23 protein-coding genes are annotated in these 19,796 nt (G+C 66.0%); 15 read left to right on the top strand and 8 right to left on the bottom strand.

Annotated elements, in window-relative coordinates; genetic code table 11:
* A partial coding sequence (gene pspM, locus WAW17_RS27025; RefSeq protein ID WP_422335938.1) for a phage shock envelope stress response protein PspM occupies positions 1-557 on the top strand: 557 nt, incomplete at its 5' end.
* A 2-nt stretch (positions 558-559) separates the two neighbouring features.
* Here the strand turns inward: pspM and WAW17_RS27020 are convergent.
* The 3 genes from WAW17_RS27020 to WAW17_RS27010 are packed head-to-tail and all read right to left on the bottom strand — an operon-like array spanning position 560 to position 2,460.
* Entirely contained in the window at positions 560-1,165 is a 606-nt protein-coding gene (locus tag WAW17_RS27020) for an energy-coupling factor transporter transmembrane component T family protein (protein ID WP_422335937.1), read from the bottom strand.
* On the bottom strand, positions 1,162-1,842 hold the full coding sequence (locus tag WAW17_RS27015; protein WP_422335936.1) for an energy-coupling factor ABC transporter ATP-binding protein: 681 nt from the start codon (positions 1,840-1,842) through the stop codon (positions 1,162-1,164). The genes WAW17_RS27020 and WAW17_RS27015 overlap by 4 nt, the downstream gene beginning before the upstream one ends.
* 21 nt (positions 1,843-1,863) lie before the next feature.
* Positions 1,864-2,460: a biotin transporter BioY gene (locus tag WAW17_RS27010; protein ID WP_422335935.1), complete on the bottom strand. Its 597-nt coding sequence runs from the start codon at positions 2,458-2,460 to the stop codon at positions 1,864-1,866.
* Positions 2,461-2,681: 221 nt separating this feature from the next.
* On the opposite strand from WAW17_RS27010, the gene WAW17_RS27005 reads away from it, so the two are divergent.
* From WAW17_RS27005 to recX, 8 genes are all read left to right on the top strand, one after another.
* A complete protein-coding gene (locus WAW17_RS27005; protein ID WP_422335934.1) occupies positions 2,682-2,870 on the top strand; it encodes a hypothetical protein in 189 nt (62 codons plus the stop codon).
* A gap of 16 nt (positions 2,871-2,886) precedes the next feature.
* Positions 2,887-3,603 (top strand): PIG-L deacetylase family protein, encoded by a 717-nt coding sequence (locus WAW17_RS27000; protein ID WP_422335933.1) that lies wholly within the window; start codon positions 2,887-2,889, stop codon positions 3,601-3,603.
* Between the two features lie 341 nt (positions 3,604-3,944).
* On the top strand, positions 3,945-4,583 hold the full coding sequence (locus tag WAW17_RS26995) for a TetR/AcrR family transcriptional regulator (protein WP_422335932.1): 639 nt from the start codon (positions 3,945-3,947) through the stop codon (positions 4,581-4,583).
* Entirely contained in the window at positions 4,580-6,121 is a 1,542-nt protein-coding gene (locus tag WAW17_RS26990) for a glycerol-3-phosphate dehydrogenase/oxidase (protein ID WP_422335931.1), read from the top strand. The genes WAW17_RS26995 and WAW17_RS26990 overlap by 4 nt, the downstream gene beginning before the upstream one ends.
* 38 nt (positions 6,122-6,159) lie before the next feature.
* Positions 6,160-7,308 carry a glycosyltransferase gene (locus WAW17_RS26985; RefSeq protein WP_422335930.1) on the top strand — a complete coding sequence of 383 codons (1,149 nt, stop codon included), beginning with the start codon at positions 6,160-6,162 and terminating at the stop codon, positions 7,306-7,308.
* A 48-nt stretch (positions 7,309-7,356) separates the two neighbouring features.
* On the top strand, positions 7,357-7,551 hold the full coding sequence (locus tag WAW17_RS26980; protein WP_422335929.1) for a DUF3046 domain-containing protein: 195 nt from the start codon (positions 7,357-7,359) through the stop codon (positions 7,549-7,551).
* 159 nt (positions 7,552-7,710) lie between these two features.
* Complete coding sequence (recA, locus tag WAW17_RS26975) at positions 7,711-8,754, top strand: recombinase RecA (RefSeq protein WP_422335928.1); 1,044 nt, start codon at positions 7,711-7,713, stop codon at positions 8,752-8,754.
* Positions 8,755-8,763: 9 nt separating this feature from the next.
* The gene (gene recX / locus WAW17_RS26970) at positions 8,764-9,279 is read left to right on the top strand and encodes a recombination regulator RecX (protein WP_422335927.1); all 516 of its coding nucleotides are present in this window, start codon (positions 8,764-8,766) and stop codon (positions 9,277-9,279) included.
* Positions 9,280-9,352: 73 nt separating this feature from the next.
* On the opposite strand, the gene WAW17_RS26965 is transcribed toward recX, so the two are convergent.
* The 4 genes from WAW17_RS26965 to WAW17_RS26950 all read right to left on the bottom strand — a co-directional run bounded on the left by WAW17_RS26965 (position 9,353) and on the right by WAW17_RS26950 (position 12,662).
* Entirely contained in the window at positions 9,353-10,252 is a 900-nt protein-coding gene (locus WAW17_RS26965) for an amino acid ABC transporter permease (protein ID WP_422335926.1), read from the bottom strand.
* The gene (locus tag WAW17_RS26960) at positions 10,249-10,929 is read right to left on the bottom strand and encodes an amino acid ABC transporter permease (RefSeq protein WP_422335925.1); all 681 of its coding nucleotides are present in this window, start codon (positions 10,927-10,929) and stop codon (positions 10,249-10,251) included. The genes WAW17_RS26965 and WAW17_RS26960 overlap by 4 nt, the downstream gene beginning before the upstream one ends.
* Before the next feature lie 92 nt (positions 10,930-11,021).
* The gene (locus tag WAW17_RS26955; protein ID WP_422335924.1) at positions 11,022-11,855 is read right to left on the bottom strand and encodes a glutamate ABC transporter substrate-binding protein; all 834 of its coding nucleotides are present in this window, start codon (positions 11,853-11,855) and stop codon (positions 11,022-11,024) included.
* Between the two features lie 78 nt (positions 11,856-11,933).
* On the bottom strand, positions 11,934-12,662 hold the full coding sequence (locus WAW17_RS26950) for an amino acid ABC transporter ATP-binding protein (RefSeq protein ID WP_422335939.1): 729 nt from the start codon (positions 12,660-12,662) through the stop codon (positions 11,934-11,936).
* A 234-nt stretch (positions 12,663-12,896) separates the two neighbouring features.
* Between WAW17_RS26950 and miaB the strand changes: the two genes are divergently transcribed.
* Both miaB and WAW17_RS26940 read left to right on the top strand, forming a co-directional pair.
* Positions 12,897-14,435 (top strand): tRNA (N6-isopentenyl adenosine(37)-C2)-methylthiotransferase MiaB, encoded by a 1,539-nt coding sequence (gene miaB, locus WAW17_RS26945; protein ID WP_422335923.1) that lies wholly within the window; start codon positions 12,897-12,899, stop codon positions 14,433-14,435.
* Complete coding sequence (locus tag WAW17_RS26940; protein ID WP_422335922.1) at positions 14,423-15,001, top strand: hypothetical protein; 579 nt, start codon at positions 14,423-14,425, stop codon at positions 14,999-15,001. Before miaB ends, WAW17_RS26940 begins: the two co-directional genes overlap by 13 nt.
* A gap of 26 nt (positions 15,002-15,027) precedes the next feature.
* Here the strand turns inward: WAW17_RS26940 and WAW17_RS26935 are convergent, their stop codons facing one another.
* On the bottom strand, positions 15,028-16,428 hold the full coding sequence (locus WAW17_RS26935; RefSeq protein WP_422335921.1) for a DUF349 domain-containing protein: 1,401 nt from the start codon (positions 16,426-16,428) through the stop codon (positions 15,028-15,030).
* A gap of 175 nt (positions 16,429-16,603) precedes the next feature.
* Here WAW17_RS26935 and WAW17_RS26930 point away from each other — a divergent pair, with 175 nt between their 5' ends.
* The 4 genes from WAW17_RS26930 to dapF form a co-directional block, all read left to right on the top strand.
* Positions 16,604-17,320, top strand: a complete 717-nt coding sequence (locus WAW17_RS26930) for a class III extradiol dioxygenase subunit B-like domain-containing protein (RefSeq protein ID WP_422335920.1) — start codon at positions 16,604-16,606, stop codon at positions 17,318-17,320.
* Positions 17,317-18,246, top strand: a complete 930-nt coding sequence (miaA, locus tag WAW17_RS26925) for a tRNA (adenosine(37)-N6)-dimethylallyltransferase MiaA (RefSeq protein WP_422335919.1) — start codon at positions 17,317-17,319, stop codon at positions 18,244-18,246. The genes WAW17_RS26930 and miaA overlap by 4 nt, the downstream gene beginning before the upstream one ends.
* Positions 18,243-19,091, top strand: a complete 849-nt coding sequence (locus WAW17_RS26920) for a TrmH family RNA methyltransferase (protein ID WP_422335918.1) — start codon at positions 18,243-18,245, stop codon at positions 19,089-19,091. Before miaA ends, WAW17_RS26920 begins: the two co-directional genes overlap by 4 nt.
* Before the next feature lie 82 nt (positions 19,092-19,173).
* Positions 19,174-19,796: diaminopimelate epimerase (gene dapF, locus WAW17_RS26915; RefSeq protein WP_422335917.1), on the top strand; the 623-nt coding region annotated here is incomplete at its 3' end.

Here is a 19,796-nt window from a genome sequence, read left to right as displayed (position 1 = left end):
GAGGTGGGGCCGTGGTGTTCGCGGTTCCTGCCGTGATGGCGGTCAGCCGCTACCGCAAGCTCGACGCGGAGGCATTGCCACCGGGGCTGCCCGTCCGCCGCTCCTTGCCGGTGCAGTCCTCGGCCGCCCGGCAGTCGATGGATCGCCTCGTGCAGTGCGAGCGTGCCCTTCACGGCATTCTGCGCGTCCTGTCCCGGTCGGAGACGATCAGCCGGGAGGACATCGAGGCGACGTACTCGACGGCCGGGTCGGCGGGTGCCGCGTTGCACGCCGTAGCCGATGACATCACCGCGATGGAAGAAGCTGCCCGCGATAGCGAATCGGCGGCGCCCGCGCTGCACCGAGCGATCGCCGCCGCCGCCGAGCAACTCGAAGACGGTGTCGAACAGTTCGAGGAGTTGGTGGCAGCGGCAGCCGAGGTTACCGTGCCGGGTGCAACCGGAGCCGTCGGTGGTCTTGCCGGCGAACGTGCCGAATTGGTCTCGGCCACCGAGAAACTCGCGGGACTTGCCGCTGCCCTCGCCGAGATCGACGACATCGTCCGCAGGTACGCCTGAATTCAGTCGTCGGCGCCGCGCGCCGCGAGGGCCTCACCCATGGCGTCAGCGGTCATCAGGGTGCTGACGACAACGGGTACAGCCAGCGCCCGTAGAGAAAAGCCCAGCCCCCGCGCCTTCCGTGCGTCGGCGACGCGCTGCACGATCCCGGACATCAGGGGAATGCAGCGAATGGTCATGGCCAGTACCAGTGCCACGCGGTCCGGATCCACGCCCACTCGGCGCAGCGGCCGCACGGCCGAGGTGATCGCGTCGAGCATGTCCGTGACCCGTGTGGTGAGACTCAGCAACGCGGCCGCAGCGACGGACAGAAGCAGCGTCCCGCACACCACCACGGCACGCGCCCAGCCGGTGAAGACGATCTGGAAGACGCCGATGATCAGCAGCATCCAGAGGAGTGGGCGCAACTGTGCCAGCGCGGCGCGAACCGGGATCCGCGCCACCGCATAGGCTCCGACGACGGTCAGCGCAGCCGGGACCAGGTGCCAGGGATGGCGGACGAAGACCGTGACCGCGACGATGCAACCGAGGAGAGCGAGAACCTTCGGTCCGGCAGGAAGTCGGTGAACCACGGTGTCGCCGGGACGATAGAGGCCGAGCGTGCTCATCGGACCAGGTTGCGGTAGTAGTCGACGGACGTGCTCGGACTGCCGTCGGCGACGACGCGGCCCTCGTCGACCACGAGTACTCGATCGAACGAATCGAGCAGGTCGAGTTGATGGGTCACCACGATCACCTGTTGCGGAAGCCGGTGGAACGTCTCTGCGATGATCCGGGTGTTGCGGAGGTCGAGCAGGGTGGTCGGTTCGTCCGCGACCAGGACTTCCGGTTCGGTCACCATCACCGCCGCGAGCGCGAGCAACTGTTTCTGCCCACCCGACAGCAGGTGGGTCGGATGATCGGCATGGCCGGCAAGGCCGAACTGCTCGAGAACGGTGGTGACCCGCGCGGCGCGTTCGGTGTTGCTCGACGAGTGACGGCGCAGTGAGAACGCGATGTCTTCTGCGACAGTCGGCATGATGATCTGATGGTTGGGGTCGGTGAAGACGAAGCCCACCTTCTTACGTACCTGACGGCCCTGTTTCCTGGTGTCGAGGTCATCGACGGTCACAACGCCCTCGGTGGGCAGGACGAGGCCGTTGATCAGGCGAGCGAGGGTCGACTTGCCGCCGCCGTTCGCCCCGACGATGCCGATCCGGTGCTCGGCGAGCGTAAGATCCACGTCGTCGAGCACCGAACGGTCGCCGTACGCGTGCCGGACGCCGCGGAACCGGATGACACTCACAGGCTTCGGCCGATCACGACATCAGCGAACGTCAACGGCGCGAGGCAACGAGGTAGCGGGTTCCCGGAGGAGTGCGGGATAGGCGCGATGTACCTGTGAGGCGACGAGCGCCGCGACGACTGCCTTGACCAGGTCGCCGGGGAGGAAGGTGGCGTTCGCGGTCATCGCCTGCCACAGCGACAGATCTGTTCGCAACGTCATCCCGGCCATGCCGAAGGCGTAGAGGACCACGATTCCGCCGAGGGCATTGATCAGGATCCCTGGCACGACCCGGTAGCGGGGAAGCATCCGAACCGTCAACCAGCCGATGACCGCGACCGCGGGAATCCAGCCGAGGAGGAACCCCACCGTGGGCCCGGCGAGCGAGGTGAGGGTGGTGCGTCCACCGGCGAGAACCGGAAGCACGAGGCCCAGCGCGATCACGGTCAGTACCGACAACACGCCCTTGCGGGGTCCGAGGAGTGCCCCGGCGAGCATGACGCCGAGCGTCTGCAGGGTTATCGGAACACCGGACGTGCCGACATTGATGGTGCCGGGCAGGCCCAGTGCCACGATCAGTGCGGCGAAGACCGCGACATGAGCGAGATCGCGTGCGGAAAATCGGGATGTCGGCGACACGCCAGGGCGCTCCTCTTCATACAGGACGGAATTGGCCGAGTCTACGTCAGCAGGTGCGGGGCGCCTCGTCCGCGATGTGGCCAGGGGTGGGGGACAACCCTGAGCTTTCCCTGATCTTCGCGTTGAGCTGGTGATTTGCCGCCTCATGCGTGTCAGGCTTGTGTCATACCCGGTAAAGAGGTCGACGAGATGTCCGGCGCAGGAACTGATCGGGAGAACGAATGGAGGAAGTCATGTTCTGGAAGGTCATCCTGGCCGTCGTGGCGATCTGGATAGCGCTGGCCGTGCTCGGCGCACTGATCAAGGGTCTGTTCTGGATCCTTGTCGTCGGTGCGGTGGTATTCGGCCTGTACCTGCTTTACAAGGCGATGTCCGGATCTGGCGAGAACTCGGACGTCACTCGTCGCTGAGGGGCATCCTCGAAGCATGGATCCGGTACCCGAGGATTGGCATCGTGGCCTCGTCGTGGTCGCGCATCCCGACGACATCGAGTACGGCGCGGCCGCAGCGGTTGCCCGCTGGACCGAGCAGGGAAAGGACATTCGATACGTTCTGGTCACCAGCGGTGAGGCGGGTATTGCGGGTCTACACCCCGCCGAGGCGGGACCGCTCCGGGAGGCGGAGGAGCGGCTGTCGGCCGCTGTCGTGGGAGTCACCGAGGTCGAGTTCCTCGGCTACCCCGACGGCAGACTCGTCGAGAGCCTGCCGCTGCGGCGCGATCTTGCCGCGGCGATCCGCCGGCACCGGCCGGACATGGTGGTGACGACGAATTTCGCCGACACCTGGGGACCGGGGCGGCCCAACAGCGCCGACCACCGAGCGGTCGGCCGTGCCGTTCTCGATGCCACCGCCGACGCTGCCAACGAGTGGATCTTCCCGGAACTGGGGGAGTCGGGCCTGCCGTCCTGGCGGGGAGTGCGGTGGGTGGCGGTCAACACGATGACACCCACCCACGCCGTGGATGTCACCCGGACCGTCGACCGCGCCATTCTCTCACTGTCCGAACACCGCCGGTATCTCCAAGCACTCGATGATGAGCCGGTGGGGAAGCAGGCCCGCGCGCAGATCGAGATGGTCACCGGACCGAAGCGGGGATTCGACGCGGAACGCGCCGTCGGGTTCGAGCTCTACTACTTCGCCTGAGGTCCGCTGCCACTGCGCAGAGTGGATGAGGGCAGAGTGGATGAGGGCAGAGTGGATGAGGGCAGAGTGGATGGGGAAAGGGCAGGTTCCCGCGGAGCGACGCCCCGGTCGGGTTCGGCCCACGGAGGATAGCCGATGGGTCGTTCGTCCCGGAATTGGTGACCCATGGACGTCACCGTTTAATCGGAACGTGACGGAATACCATAATAGTCCGAATTCTGGCGGCTGTGCCGGTGATGACCCGACGCCCCACTCTCGCCGACAAGTCTCGATCGGGAGGAGTTCCGTTCGGATCGCACAGACGCTACGCGCCCGGGGGATGCGTTACGGTGTTACACACAATGTCTATTCGTAATTCTTCTACCCGCGCCGAGGGCACGACGATGAGCGTCGACGACGCCATCCTCGACGCCGCGCGCTCATGCATCCTCGACTTCGGGCTCCGACGCACAACACTGGCCGAGGTAGCGCGCCGCGCCGGCGTCAGCAGGCCCACCGTGTACCGCCGCTGGCAGGACACTCGGGCGGTGGTGGCCGACCTCATGACCCGTGAAATCGCGGCCGTGATGCCTGCATTTTCGCCCGAGCAATCCATTCACGATCAACTCGTGGACGCGGTGGTCCACGTCGCCGCGGCGGTGCAGAACCATCCTCTCTTCGTCAAAATCATGCGCTCTGATCAGGAATTGTTCACCACCTACGTGCTCGAGCGCCTGGGGGCGAGTCAGAAGGCGATCATCGATCGAGTCGCGCTCGCGGTCGCCGCAGGTCAGCGTCATGGTTCGATCCGAGCAGGCAACGAACGGCACATCGCAACCATGGTTCTTCTCATGGCCCAGTCCGCGGTCCAGTCGGCGGCGATGGTGGCCGAGGAAATTTCGGGAGAAGACCTGCGCGAAGAACTCCGGCATGCCGTCGGCGCATACCTCGCACCACAGGCGGCCGGCGCGCTCGATCGAACTGTCGGGGGAGACCGGTGAACGAAGTGAACTCGCGGTCGGGCACACGCTCGTCGGCGCTCGATGCGGACCGCCGGACACGTGAACTCGAGCAGCTGTCGGACGGAAGGCGTGTCGACGTCCTCGTCGTCGGCGGGGGAGTGACCGGCGCCGGAGTTGCGCTCGATGCGGCCGCACGCGGACTGAGCGTGGTTCTTGCAGAGAAAAGGGATCTGGCCTTCGGAACCAGCCGGTGGAGTTCGAAACTCGCGCACGGCGGCCTGCGCTACCTTGCTTCGGGCAACGTGGGTATCGCGCGGGAGAGCGCAGTCGAGCGGGGCATCCTCATGACCCGCACCGCGCCGCATCTGGTGCGGGCGCTGCCACAGCTCGTTCCGGTGTTCCGGTCGACCACCCTGTCCAGGAAATCGCTGGTACGCATTGGTTTCCTGGCCGGCGACCTGCTGCGGGCGAGTGCAGGCACACCGTCGACAGTGCTGCCGAGGTCGCGCAGGGTCGGAACCGAACGGGTCACGGAACTCGTGCCCACCGTGAAGCAGCAGGGCCTCCGCGGCGGGCTCATGTCCTTCGACGGCCAGTTGATCGACGACGCCAGACTCGTTGTCGCGATCGCACGGACGGCGGCACTGCACGGCGCGAAGATCCTCACTCGTACGGGCGCCTACGACGTGACGGGAACGTCGGCCATGTTGCGAGACGAACTGACCGGCTCCGAGATGCTGGTTCGGGCCCGTACGGTCATCAACGCGGGCGGTGTCTGGGCCGATGAAATCGACCCTGCCATCACGCTGAGGCCGAGCCGCGGCACACATCTGGTTCTCGGGGCCGAGCGTCTGGGCAACCCGACGGCTGCCCTGACCGTGCAGATCCCGGGTGAGACCAACCGATTCGTCTTCGCCCTTCCGGCCCAGCTGGGCCGTGTGTATCTGGGGCTCACCGACGAGCCGGCGCCGGGACCGGTGCCGGACGTGCCGACAGCGTCGGATGCCGAGATCGAATTCCTGCTCGCGACCGTCAACACCGCACTACACGACCCGCTGGACCGGTCGGACGTTCTCGGGACGTTCGCCGGCCTGCGACCACTGCTCGACACCGGCGACGGTTCCACCGCAGATCTCTCACGCAACCATGCGATTCTGCATTCGGTGACAGGCCTCATCAGCGTCGTCGGTGGCAAGCTCACGACCTACCGGAAGATGGCCGAGGACGCCGTGGACGCCGCAGTCGAGGTCGCGGGGCTGAACGCGGGTCCGTGCCGGACGCGGGCGCTTCCTCTCGTCGGTGCGGCCACTCCGGAGATCCTGCAGAAGGTGCCTGCTCCGGGCACATTGGTCGCCCGCTACGGAACCGAGGCGGCCTTGCTGGCCGCAGACCGCGATCTGCTCGCGCCGATCGCCGAGGGTTTGGACGTGACTCACGCCGAACTTCGTTTCGCAGTGACGCACGAGGGTGCGCTCGACGTGGACGATATCCTCGACCGGAGGACCCGCGTCGGACTCGTCGCCGAGGATCGTGCCCGTGCGGTCGACGCCGCGGAATCGGTGTTGAACGCCACCTGAGACCGGCCGCGTGACACCCTGTATGACACTCTGTGGGCGTGCGAGTCGCCGTCGTCGCCGGGCCTGACCCCGGACATGCCTTTCCCGCCATCGCGTTGTCCCTCGGGTTTCTCGAGGCGGGTGACGACCCGGTTCTGTACACCGGTGCTCGCTGGGTCGAGCGCGCGCGTGACGCAGGAGTGCCCACCGAATTGCTCGGGGGTCTTGCCCCCAGGCCCATCGACGACGATCTCGACGCGGGTGCCCGCATCCACGGCCGGGCGGCGCACATCTCCACCGAGTTGCTTCCCGATCTCCGTGCGCAGAGTCCCGATCTGGTCGTCTCGGACGTTCTCACCGCAGGCGGCGGCATGGCCGCGGAGAGGCTCGGGATTCCGTGGGTCGAGTTGTCGCCACACCCGCTGTACGCACCGTCGAAGGGGCTGCCCCCGATAGGTAGTGGACTTGCCCCGGGAGAGGGCGTGCGTGGCCGGCTTCGCGACGCGTTGATGCGGGCGGCCACGGCCAGGTCGATCCGGCAGGGCCAGCGCCAACGCGCGGTGGCGCGGACGAGCGTCGGATTGCCGGCGGAGGACCCGGGTCCGGTGGGCCGGTTGATCGCGACGCTCCCGGCGCTCGAGGTGCCGAGGCCGGATTGGCCGGCCGACGCCCACGTTGTCGGACCGTTGCTGTGGGAGCCCACGACAGATCTGCTCGAAGTACCGGCAGGCACCGGTCCGATCGTCATGGTAGCTCCCTCGACCGCCTTCACCGGCGCCGAGGGAATGCTCGAGACGACGCTCGCGGGACTCGAGGGTGCCGGTGTTCGGGTGATCGCCTCGATCCTCGAGGACGGACCCGCGGCGGTCCCGGTCTGGGCCCGCGCGGGTCTCGGACGTCAGGACGCGATGCTGCGCGAGGCCGCGGTCGTCGTCTGCGGCGGTGGGCACGGCATGCTGGCCAAGGCGCTGCTGGCGGGTGTTCCCGCGGTGGTGATTCCCGGCGGCGGCGACCAGTGGGAACTCGCGAATCGCGCCGCGCGGCAGGGCAGTGCCGTGGTGGTGCGTCCGGCAACGGCCGACACCCTCCGTTCGGCGGTCGAGACGGTGCTCTCGAACCGCAGTTACACCGACGCGGCACGACGAGCGGCACAGGGCGTCACCGAGGTGGCCGACCCGGTGGGGGTGTGCCGGGCCGCGTTGCGGTGACCCGGGTGGGCGGCGGCATCGGACCTTGCGCTCGACTAGCGTGGAGCCGTGCGACTGACCGAATTTCATGAACTTGTCCGCGAAGAGTTCGGGCAGGTGCGCGGAGATGCACTGCTCGTCGATCATGTGCTGCCGGGGCTGGGGAGCAAGACCGCGGCCGAAGCGATCGAGGAAGGGCGCGAGCCCCGTGAGGTATGGCGCGAATTGTGCAAGGAGTTCGACGTCCCTCCGGAGCGGATATGAGCAGATCACGCAGAATCCCGGCGTGTCGAAACAGCCTGTATACGACAATCGAACACACGTTCCCCTATGCTGGGTTCGTTCGGTGATCACGGTACTTGTCGGTACCCGGAACTAACCTCACCGCTAGATCACTGACGAGACTCGGGAATGGGGACGACGATGGCACCACAGGCACACGATCGCGACAAGGCTCTCGACCTGGCGCTGGCGCAGATCGACAAGAACTTCGGCAAGGGGTCGGTGATGCGCCTGGGCGAAGGTGTGCGTCAGCCCATCGCTGTCATTCCTACGGGATCCATCGCCCTGGACGTTGCACTGGGCATCGGCGGGTTGCCCCGCGGCCGTGTCGTCGAGATCTACGGCCCGGAGTCCTCGGGTAAGACCACGGTGGCCCTGCACGCCGTGGCCAATGCCCAGGCGGCCGGCGGTATCGCGGCGTTCATCGACGCAGAGCACGCCCTCGATCCCGACTACGCCCAGAAGCTCGGCGTCGACACCGACGCACTGCTGGTCTCACAGCCTGATACCGGAGAGCAGGCGCTCGAGATTGCCGACATGCTCATTCGCTCCGGTGCTCTCGACATCCTCGTGATCGACTCCGTGGCAGCCCTCGTTCCCCGTGCCGAGATCGAAGGCGAAATGGGTGACAGTCACGTGGGTCTGCAGGCGCGACTGATGAGCCAGGCGCTCCGCAAGATGACCGGTGCGCTCAGCAACTCGGGCACCACCGCGATTTTTATCAACCAGCTGCGCGAGAAGATCGGCGTCATGTTCGGTTCGCCCGAAACCACGACCGGCGGTAAGGCGCTCAAGTTCTACTCGTCCATCCGCCTGGACGTTCGGCGAATCGAGACGCTCAAGGACGGCACGGATGCGGTGGGCAACCGCACCCGCGTCAAGGTGGTAAAGAACAAGGTTGCCCCGCCGTTCAAGCAGGCGGAGTTCGACATTCTCTACGGCCATGGAATCAGCAAGGAAGGTTCGCTGATCGACATGGGCGTGGAGCACGGATTCATCCGGAAGTCCGGTTCCTGGTACACCTACGAAGGCGACCAGCTGGGGCAGGGCAAGGAGAACGCCCGCAAGTTCCTGCTGGAGAACACGGACATTCGCGACGAGATCGAGAAGAAGATCAAGGAGAAACTCGGAATCGGCGCCGACGTCAGTGCGGCTGCAGACGACGCCGCCCCGGTCGACTTCTAGGGCGCCGCCGTGGGTCCCACGGGCGAAGGTGGAACGGAAACGCAGGCCAAGGACTTGTGCCTGCGCCTCCTCACCGACCGTGCCCGGAGCCGGGCGGAACTTGCCGCACGACTCGCCAAGAAGGGGTATTCGACCGACATTACCGAGCGCGTACTCGATCGGCTCACCGAGGTCGGATTGGTCAACGACGCAGATTTCGCTCAGCAGTGGGTGCAGTCGCGGCACACCTACTCGGGTAAGGGAAAGCGCGCGCTTGCAATGGAATTGCGACGCAAGGGAATCGGCCAGGAAGACGCATCCGCAGCGCTGTCACTCATCGACAGCGAAGACGAACGGGTACGCGCGGCAGAGTTGGTGGCCAAGAAGCTGCGCACGCTCACGGTCGACGACCGTGACCGGGTCATCCGCAGACTCGTATCCATGCTCGCACGCCGCGGTTTTCCGCAAGGAATGGCGTTCGAGGTCGTGAAAGAGCAACTCGCGCAGGCCGGTACCGACACCGGAGGCGTCTTCGACGACAGGTGACGGAGCCCGAGCGGAAACGCATCCCGCCCGGGCTCTGTTCGTGACACACCCGCCCTCGTCGCAGACGGCCGTGTCAGAGGCGTTTGTCGGTGATATCCATTCCAGGTACCGCGAGGAGCGGAAGTGGTGGTTCTTCGGCGGCCGGACCCCGACCCTTGCGCCCGGAACGTAGCCGCTTCTCGAGGCGGGTGGCGAGAACGGTCAGGGTCGAGTTGAGGGTGATCATGATGACGGCGACGACGATGAGCGCCGGCAGATAGTTGCCGTAGAACGCGCCCAGTTGCTGTCCGGACCGCACCACTTCGACATATCCGATCAGGTAACCGAGGGCCGAATCCTTCAGGGCGACCACCATTTGCGAGATGATCGCGGGAAGCATCGCGGTGACCGCCTGCGGAAGCAGGATCGTCAGCATGATCTGGCCTTTGCGCATCCCCAGCGCCATCGCGGCTTCGCTTTGTCCCTTGGGGAGGGAGTTGATGCCGGCGCGGACGATCTCGGCTATCACCGAGCCGTTGTAGAGCGTCAGACCCACGACGACTGCGGCAAGGGCAAGATACTTCGACTTGAACACCTCGTATTCAGCGAACAGCTGGTACGAGAAGATCATCAGGATCAGCACCGGAACTGCGCGGAACAATTCCACGATCGTTCCGGATACCAAGCGGATCCAGCGGTGGTCCGACAGCCGGCCGATGCCGAGGATCGTGCCGAGAATCAGGGCGAGCACGATCGACACGGCGGCAGCGACAAGAGTCCCGCGGATTCCGGGAATCAGGTAGGTGCTCCACGAGGTGAACTCGAGGAACGGCTTCCATTTCTCGGACGTCAACTGGCCCTTGTCGTCGAGTGCCGAATACACCAGGTAGCCGATTCCGAGCAGCAGAACGGCGACAGCCGCGGAGATCAGCCGGTAGATGCTTCTCGCCTTCGGACCTGGCGCGTCATAGAGAACGGTGGCCGAGTTACTCATCGCGCAACCTCGAATCGCTTGCTCAGGTATCCGAACAGAAGACCCATCGGCAGGGTCAGGATGACGAATCCGAGTGCGAAGATCCCACCGACGACGAAGATGGCGGCCTCGTTCTCGATCATTTCCTTCATCAGGAGGGACGCCTCCGCAACCCCGATCACCGAGGCGATGGTCGTGTTCTTGGTCAAGGCGATAAGCACACTCCCGAGCGGGGCGGTGACCGCACGGAAAGCCTGCGGGAGAACGATCAGACGCAGGTTCTGGGAGAAGGTCAGTCCGAGCGAGCGGCCCGCCTCCGCCTGTCCCACCTGCACGGTGTTGATGCCCGACCGCAGCGACTCGCAGACGAACGCAGCCGTATAGATGCTGAGGCCGAGTACGGCGAGCCGGAAGTTGTTCTGCGTGAAGAAGGTCGGCGACTGTTCGGGTGCCAGCTTCATACCCATCGTCTGGAAGAGTCCGAACGAGCAGAAGATGATGATGAGTGTCAGGGGAGTGTTCCGGAAGATCGTCACATAGGCGGCCGCGACACCCCGCGCCACCGGAACAGGCGACACCCTCATCGCGGTGAGGACGGTGCCGAGGATCAACGCGCCGACAGCGGAGAATGCGGTGAGCTGCACCGTCGTCCAGAACGCGTCGATCAGCTGATCGCTGTATTTGCTCAGTAGATCCACTTATCGTCTCCCCGGGTCACCTGTGGTTGGAGTCCAGCCGTCCCCGAGCGGCTCCGGACAGAAGCCACCCGGGGGACGAAGGCGCGGAGTATTCAGTACCGGTCGACGGTCGGCGGTGTCGGCAGGGCGTAGCCCGAGGCGCCGACGGTCTCGTTGAAAGCCTGCTCCCAAGAGCCGTCCGCCACCATCTCCTCGATGGCGTCATTGATCTTGCCGCGGGTCTCGTCATCGCCCTTGGCGAGGCCGATGCCGTAGCGCTCCTCGGTGAACGGCTTGCCGACAACCTTCAGCTCGCCGGGGTACTGGGCGGCGTAACCGGCGAGGATGATGTCGTCGGTGGTCACGGCATCGACCGCACCGTTGCGCAGCGCCTCGACACACGCGGAGTAGGTGTCGAACTCCTGCAGCTGCACGTCCTGCGCGTAGTTGTCCTTCACCTTCTGCGCGGGCGTGGATCCGGTGACAGAGCACAGCTTCTTGCCGCCGGTCAGTGAATCGGGACCGGTGATGTCGGTGTTGCCGGACTTCACCAGAAGGGACTGTCCGGCGATGAAGTACGGTCCGGCGAAATCGACCTTCTCCTTGCGGGCATCGGTGATCGAGTAGGTGGCGACGACGTAGTCGACCTCGCCGTTCTGGATCAGCGTCTCACGCTGGGCTGACGGGGATTCCTTGAACTCGATGTTCTCCGGCGCGACACCCAGCTTGCCGGCGACGTACTCGGCCACCTCGACGTCGAAGCCGCTGAAGCTTCCATCGGGGTTGCGGAGACCGAGGCCGGGCTGGTCGAACTTGATGCCGATGGTCAGATTGCCCTCGGAAGCACTCTGGGATGCACTCTTCTCTTCACCTCCGCCGCATGCGGTTGCGACGACGGCGAGCGCCATGACGCCGATTCCCATTCGAATCGAGCGATTGATCCTCATCGAGTTCCTCCCTATTGACATGACGGGTGTGCGTACAGAGCGCGGTGGACCGAACGATTCACCGGTGGGGTGTGCGAGTCAGTGGCTGAGAATCTTGCCGAGAAAGTCCTTGGCCCGATCCGATCTCGGGGCGGAGAAGAAGGTGGCGGGATCGGAGTCCTCGACAATCTGTCCGTCGGCCATGAACAGGACCCGGTCGCCCGCCTTGCGGGCGAAACCCATCTCGTGCGTGACCACGAGCATGGTCATCCCTTCCTTGGCGAGCGAGGTCATCACATCGAGGACCTCGTTGACCATTTCCGGATCGAGTGCCGAGGTCGGCTCGTCGAACAGCATGACCTTGGGATTCATGGCGAGGGCGCGTGCGATGGCGACGCGCTGCTGCTGACCGCCCGACAACTGTGCGGGGTACTTGTCCGCCTGGTTCGCGATGCCGACGCGTTCGAGCAGTTGGGTGGCGATCGCTTTCGCGTCGGCGTTGCTCTTCTTCCGCACTTTCATCGGTGCGAGCATCACGTTCTCGAGGATCGTCTTGTGGGCGAACAGATTGAACGATTGGAACACCATGCCCACGTCGGCGCGCAACGCCGCAAGAGCCTTGCCTTCGGCGGGAAGCACCTTGCCGTCCACGGCGATTTCACCGGAGTCGATGGGCTCGAGGCGGTTGATGGTGCGGCACAGCGTCGACTTGCCCGAGCCCGAGGGGCCGAGGACGATCACGACCTGCCCCCGCGGGACTTCGAGTTCGATGTCCTGAAGTACGTGAAGGGTGCCGAAGTGCTTGTTCACCGATTTCATCGAGATCATGGACGGGACCGAACCGGGGGAGAGCGTCGGCGTCGCGTCGTCGGCTTGCGTCATAGTGGAAGACCCTATGTGTTGGAAGTGCCCCCACTCGACATTTGATCGGAGAATTGGGGGGATGTCACGGAAACTTTACGGCGAGGCCACGCCGGTGTGTCCCGGTTGTCCCGGCGCACAGTGTTGTGGCGCGCAGTGGCCGCGACGAGGCGATTTGTGCCGGGCCGTACCCTGACATACGTGGACACGATCGACCAGAACCCGCCTCGCAGCGACGAGAAGGTACAGCGCAGCTACGAAGTGCGGACGTACGGCTGCCAGATGAACGTGCACGACTCCGAGCGGCTGTCGGGTCTGCTCGAGGACGCCGGTTACACGAAAGTAGCCTCGGGCCAGGCCCCCGACCTCGTGGTGTTCAACACCTGCGCGGTGCGGGAGAACGCCGACAACAAGCTCTACGGAAACCTGAGTCATCTCGCACCGGCCAAGGAAAAGAATCCCGGCATGCAGATCGCGGTCGGCGGATGCCTGGCACAAAAGGATCGCGACGTCGTCGTGAAGAAGGCCCCCTGGGTGGACGTCGTGTTCGGAACCCACAACATCGGCTCGCTGCCGGCACTCCTGGACCGCGCTCGCCACAACCAGCGGGCCGAGGTCGAGATCCTCGACGCGCTCGAGGCGTTTCCGTCCACGCTGCCGGCCAGGCGGGAGTCGGCCTACGCGGGCTGGGTGTCCATCTCGGTCGGTTGCAACAACACCTGCACGTTCTGCATCGTGCCCGCCCTGCGAGGCAAGGAGGTCGACCGTCGTCCGGGTGACGTCCTCGCCGAGGTGCAGGCCCTGGTGCACGAAGGTGTCCTCGAGGTCACCCTCCTCGGACAGAACGTCAACGCATACGGCGTCTCCTTCGCCGACCCCGAACAGCCCCGGGACCGCGGTGCATTCGCGTCGCTGCTGCGCGCGTGCGGCACCATCGACGGGCTCGAGCGGGTCCGCTTCACGTCACCGCACCCCGCCGAGTTCACCGATGACGTGATCGAGGCGATGGCGGAGACCCCGAACGTGTGCCCGCAACTTCACATGCCGTTGCAGTCCGGGTCGGACCGGGTTCTGAAGGCGATGCGGCGCTCCTACCGGAAATCTCGGTTCCTGGGCATCATCGAGAAGGTGCGTGCCGCGATGCCGCACGCCGCGATCACCACCGACATCATCGTCGGGTTCCCCGGCGAAACCGAGGAAGATTTCCAGGACACCCTCGACGTGGTCCGCCAGGCACGGTTCACCAGTGCCTACACGTTCCAGTACTCGAAGCGACCCGGCACACCCGCCGCGGAGATGGACCATCAACTGCCCAAGGCAGTGGTGCAGGAACGGTACGAACGTCTCATTGCCCTGCAGGAGCAGATCACCCTCGAGGAAAATCGGAAACTCGTGGGACACGAGGTGGAACTGCTCGTCGCAGCCGGCGAAGGACGCAAGAACGCGGAAACCGCACGGATGAGTGGCAGGGCACGCGACGGCAGACTCGTGCATTTCCGTCCGGAGGGCAACGTCGACGGCAACATCCGGCCCGGCGACATCGTCACGATCGTGGTGAGTGCTGCCGCACCGCACCACCTCGTCGCCGACACACCCGTTCTCACACACCGCCGTACCCGCGCGGGTGATTTCTCCGAGAAGGGCATCACGCCGAAGACTCCTCCGATCGGTGTGGGTCTCGGATTGCCGCAGATCGGAGCACCCGCACCACAACCTGCTCAGATGGGATGCAACGCATGAACTCCCCCCGCGACGAAGACCCGATCGAGAGCTACAAGAAGGACTTCGACGCCGCAGAGAAGAAGGTCGCCGGTGAGATCGATCCCGGGGCCCGCGCACTCGTCGTCGCTGTCGGTGTCGTGGTTCTCCTCGGTTCGCTCACGTTGCCGCATTCCGGCGCAGCCAACGGCTGGGATGTACTGGTGTTCGACGCGGACGCCCAGGCGGAGGCCATCGCTTTGCCGTCGCGGTTGTTCGTGTGGTTCGAGGTGATCTTCGGGGTCATCGGGTCCATGCTGGCGCTTGTCACCCGCCGGTGGGCTCTCGCCTGGGTAGCTCTCGCCGGCACGGCTGTGTCGATCGTCCTGGGCATGCTCGCCATCTGGACCCGCCAGACACCGCCGCCGGGGGTTGATGTGGCAGGCCCGGGCGTCGGGCTCGTCCTGGGCTGGATCACGGTCATCGTGCTCACCTTCCATTGGCTGAAGGTGGTCTGGAGTCGCACCGCGTTGCAGCTCGCCGCAGAGGAGGAGCGGCGTGCCGCAGCAGCGGAAGACGAGCGACGGGGCGACTGGAACATCGACTGACGTCCCGATCACCCCGCCGCCGGCAGCTACTGCCCGCTGACGGCACCCTCCGCGGCCTCGGCCCACTCACGCCACTGCTTGGCCTGTGCAAGAGCGCTCTCCGCGTCCTTGGTCTTGCCTGCCGCGGCGGCCTTGGCGGCCTGCTCCTCGAACTGCATCACCCGCTCGCGGAACTGAGCGGCCCGCGCGAGAGCCTCGGGGTCGGTGCGTCGCCACTCGGCATCCGCGGCGTCGCGGACGCGCTTCTCGATAGCCCGAAGCTTGCCCTCGAGATCGTGCATCCGCTCGCGAGGCACCTTGCCGATTGCGTCCCACTTCTCCTGGAGGTCGCGCAGCGCGGCCCGGGCGGCGTCGATGTCCTTGGAAGGATCGATGTTGCCCGCGGTCCGCAGCAACTCTTCTTTGGCGACCGCGTTCTCGTCGAACTCGGCGTCGCGTTCGGATGCGGCGGCGTTGCGGGCCGCGAAGAACACATCTTGTGCACCCTTGAAGCGCTTCCACAGGTTGTCGTCCGCCTCGCGCGGCGCACGGCCTGCAGCCTTCCATTCGGCGAGGAGATCACGGAATTCACCGGCCGTGGGACCCCAGTCGGTGGAGCCGGCCAGAGCCTCGGCGCGAGCGACGAGTTCTTCCTTCTTCACTTTGGCGGCGGCCCGCTCGCGATCGAGTTCGGCGAAATGCGCTCCGCGGCGCCGGTTGAAGGCTTCGCGTGCCTTCGAGTAGCGCTTCCACAATGCGTCGTCGACCTTGCGATCGATTCCCCGGATGGTCTTCCACTCCTCGAGGATTTCGCGCAGCCGGTCTCCTGCGGTTTTCCACTGCGTGGACTCGGCCCCGATCTGTTCCGCCTCGGCGGCCAGCGCCTCCTTGCGTTCTGTATGCGCCTGTCGTGACTGCTCCTTCTCCTGCTTGGCGTGCGCGGCCGCCTCGTCCGATTCGGCGATGATCGCGGCAAGGCGTGCGGCGAGTGAATCGATGTCGCCGATCACGGCGGCGGTCGGAAGGGTTTCCGCCAGCGCGATCGCCGCGGCCTTCGTCTTCTTCGCGTCTCCTGCACCGGAATTCAGTCGCGCCTCGAGAAGCGCCACCTCGGTGGCGAGATCATCGAAGCGCCGGCCGAAGTGTGCGAGTCCTTCGGCTGCGTCGCCCGCCTGCCATGAGCCGATCTGCCGCTCACCGTCCGCCGTCTTCACCCATGCCGTGCCGTCGTCGTCCACCCGGCCGAACTTGCTGGGGTCGCTCTGTGGCAGGGCGGCGACGGCCGGGATGGAGAGGGCATGCGTCGGTGCCGGTCCAGGCTTCGGGGCGCCGGGCTTCGGGCCACCGCCGGGCTTGGGTGCACCGGGTCTGGGCACATCTGCTTTCGACGCGTCGTGCTGTTGTTCGGCAGAGTCCACGGGGGGCTTGGCGTCGCTGCTGTCGGTCATCGGTTCCTCATCTCTGCCGCGCGTCACGGCTGCCTGAACGCACTACGATTCCATTCAACCCGGTACGGGCCCTGTGAACCATTGAATCAGGTCCGAGGCCGCGTGTTGGTACCGAACGACCGGCAGGACTGATCGGGTTCGGACGTGCGATCGCTGGTCGACTAGCGTGACGCGTGTGTTCACCGCCGCAGTGCTCGTGCCGTCCCCACCGCTCCTGGTACCCGAATTGACCGGCTCGGCGGCTGCGGAGACGGCGCCTCTGAGAGACGCCGTCGCGGCGGCGGCGGCTGCGCTGTCCGCACTCACGCTGGACTGGGTCGCTGTCGGCGCGGCCGATCGGGCGGTCCCCGTTCCGCGCGACGCGCAGGGCACCTACCTGGGATACGGAGTCGACGTGCGAGTGACGCTCCGGCCGGGTCCGGCCGGCGATCCGGATCCGGAACTGCCGCTCGCAGCGTTGACGGCCGGATGGATCCGCACCACATGCGCGCCGGAGGCAGTGGTGGACGCCCGGGTGCTCGCTTCGGGTCTCACGTCGTCGAGCTGCGTCGACTACGGGGCGCACCTGCGGGCCTTCCTCGACCGGGACGAAGTGCCGCGCGGACTGATAATCGTCGGGGACGGGGCCAATACCCTCACTGCCAAGGCGCCCGGAGCTTACGACCCCCGCGCGGCGGGGACGCAGACGAAGATCGATACAGCGCTCGAGACCGGCGACCGCGACGTGCTTCTCGCGCTCGACCCCGGGGAATGCGCCGAACTCGGGATCGGCGGGCGGGTCCCGTGGCAGGTGCTGGCCGGTGTGTTCGATGTGGCGCCCCGCTCGTGCCGGACGTACTACAGCGCCGCCCCCTACGGCGTCGGTTACTACGTGGGGGAGTGGCGGCCGTGACGTCCGCGGTCCCCGTTGCCGTAGTGGGACCGACAGCCACCGGCAAGTCGGATCTCGCACTCGATTTGGCCGAGAGACTCGGCGGCGAGATCGTCAACATCGACGCGATGCAGCTCTACCGAGGCATGGACATCGGCACCGCGAAGCTTCCACCGGCGGCCCGGCGGGGGATTCCGCACCATCAACTGGATGTGCTCGACGTGACGGAAACCGCCACGGTCGCCAAGTATCAGAAGGCGGCGTCGGCGGACGTCGAGGCGATCCTGACCCGCGGCGCCGTGCCGATCATCGTCGGCGGTTCGATGATGTACGTGCAGTCGCTTCTCGACGAATGGAGCTTCCCCGCCACGGACGCGGCGGTGCGGGCCAAATGGGAGAGCATTCTCGCCGAGAGGGGTGTCGCCGCGGTCCACCAGGAGCTGAGCCGGGTGGATCCCGAGGCCGCGGCCTCCATCCTGCCCACGGACGGCAGGCGCCTGGTGCGGGCGCTCGAGGTCGTCGAGATCACCGGTCAGCCGTTCGCGGCGTCCGCTCCGCGAATCGGCGCACCCCGGTGGGGTACCCGCATCATCGGTGTCGACCGGGAGACCACCGAACTCGACGAACGGATACGGCTCCGGACTCGGCTGATGTTCGACCTCGGTCTCGTCGACGAGGTGCAGGGATTGATCGAGGTGGGACTGCGGGAAGGTGTCACCGCTCCGCGGGCCATCGGTTACGCGCAGGTACTGGCCTCGCTGGACGGAGAATACGATCTGGAGGAGGCGCAGGAACGGACGTTCCTCGGTACCCGGCGCTACGTGCGCCGCCAGCGGTCGTGGTTCCGTCGCGACAAGCGCATCCACTGGGTCGAGGGCAGCGACAGTCGACTGGCGTCGAACACCATCCGATTGCTCGAAGAAGCGCACACACGGGGAGACCGATGAGCCGCACACCGCCGGGACAGAAGCGGCACACTTCGTCACTGCTGGTGACCACCAGGAACGCGCGGTTCCAGCAGTGGCAGTCGTACCTCACCAACCGTGCCAAGCGCACGAAGGCAGGACGGTTCGTCATCCAGGGCGTGCGTCCTCTGAACCTGGCACTGGACCACGACTGGCCGATCGAGACACTGCTGCACCGCATCGACGGACCGCCGATGTCGGATTGGGCGCGAGAGGTGCTCGCGTCCCGTTCCATCGAACAGATCGGAGTCAGCGCCGAACTGATGTCCGAGTTGGGTGAGAAAACGGCCACGGCGCCGGAACTCATCGCGATAGGGAAGATCCGCGTACCCCGGCTGAAGGACCTGACGCTGCACTCCGCACCGTTGATCGTGGTGTTCGACCGGCCGAGTTCGCCCGGCAATCTCGGCACCCTGGTCCGGTCGGCCAATGCATTCGGCGCGGATGCGGTGGTCGTGGTCGGGCACGGTGCTGACCCGTTCGACCCCCAGTGTGTGCGGGCATCCACCGGCTCGCTCTTCGCGATGCCCGTCGTCACGGTGTCGTCCGTCGACGAAGTCCTCGCCTTCCGTGATGCCCGCCGCGACACCGCAACCGAACTTCGTATCGTGGGGACCGACGAGACAGGGGCAGTCCCCATCGACGCCCACGACTTCACAGTCGGCACGATCCTGGTGATCGGCAACGAAACCCGGGGCATGAGCGCCGCGTGGCGCGACGCCTGCGACACCGTGGTCAACATCCCGATCGGCGGCGCCGCCAGTTCGCTCGGGGCGCCCTCCGCCGGCGCCGTCGCCCTCTACGAAATTGCCCGGCAGCGCCAATAGGCCGTACCCCGGCAGCGCCAATAGGCCGTACCACGGCAGGCAAATAGGCGTCGCTCCACCTCCGTTGGATAGAGTTGCGCACATGGAGTTCACCAAGGGGCACGGCACCGAGAACGACTTCGTGGTCCTTCCGGATCCGGATGTTCGCGTCGATCTGTCCGTACCCGGGGTGACGGCGCTCTGCGACCGGCGACGCGGTCTGGGAGCCGACGGAATCCTGCGGGTGGCCAAGGCCGGCGCGCTGGCCACGGCCGGTGTGCTCACCGGACTTCCCGAAGGAACATCCGAGGACGACTGGTTCATGGACTACCGCAATGCCGACGGATCCATTGCCGAGATGTGCGGCAACGGGGTCCGTGTCTTCGCCCACTACCTGCGCTCGACCGGCCTCGAGACCCGCGACGAGTTCGTCGTCGGCAGTCGGGCCGGCGGCAAACCGGTCATCGTGCACCTGGCCGAGGGCCCACGCGGAGACGTGAGCGTCGACATGGGCGTCGTGCGCGATCTGGGTCCGAGCACTGCAACAATCGACGGCAAGGTGTTCAACGGAATCGGCATCGATGTCGGCAACCCGCATCTCGCGTGTGTCGATCCCCACCTCACGCGCGCGTCCCTGTCGGCACTCGATCTCACCGCCGCGCCGGGATTCGACCCCGGTTTCTTCCCCCACGGTGTCAATGTGGAGATCCTCACGGCCCTCGATTC

It is taken from the genome of Rhodococcus sp. (in: high G+C Gram-positive bacteria) (assembly GCF_049286785.1).
Lineage (GTDB): Bacteria > Actinomycetota > Actinomycetes > Mycobacteriales > Mycobacteriaceae > Rhodococcus_F.
Note: the sequence above shows the minus strand (reverse complement) of the source record. Positions and strands in the feature narration are given on the sequence as shown.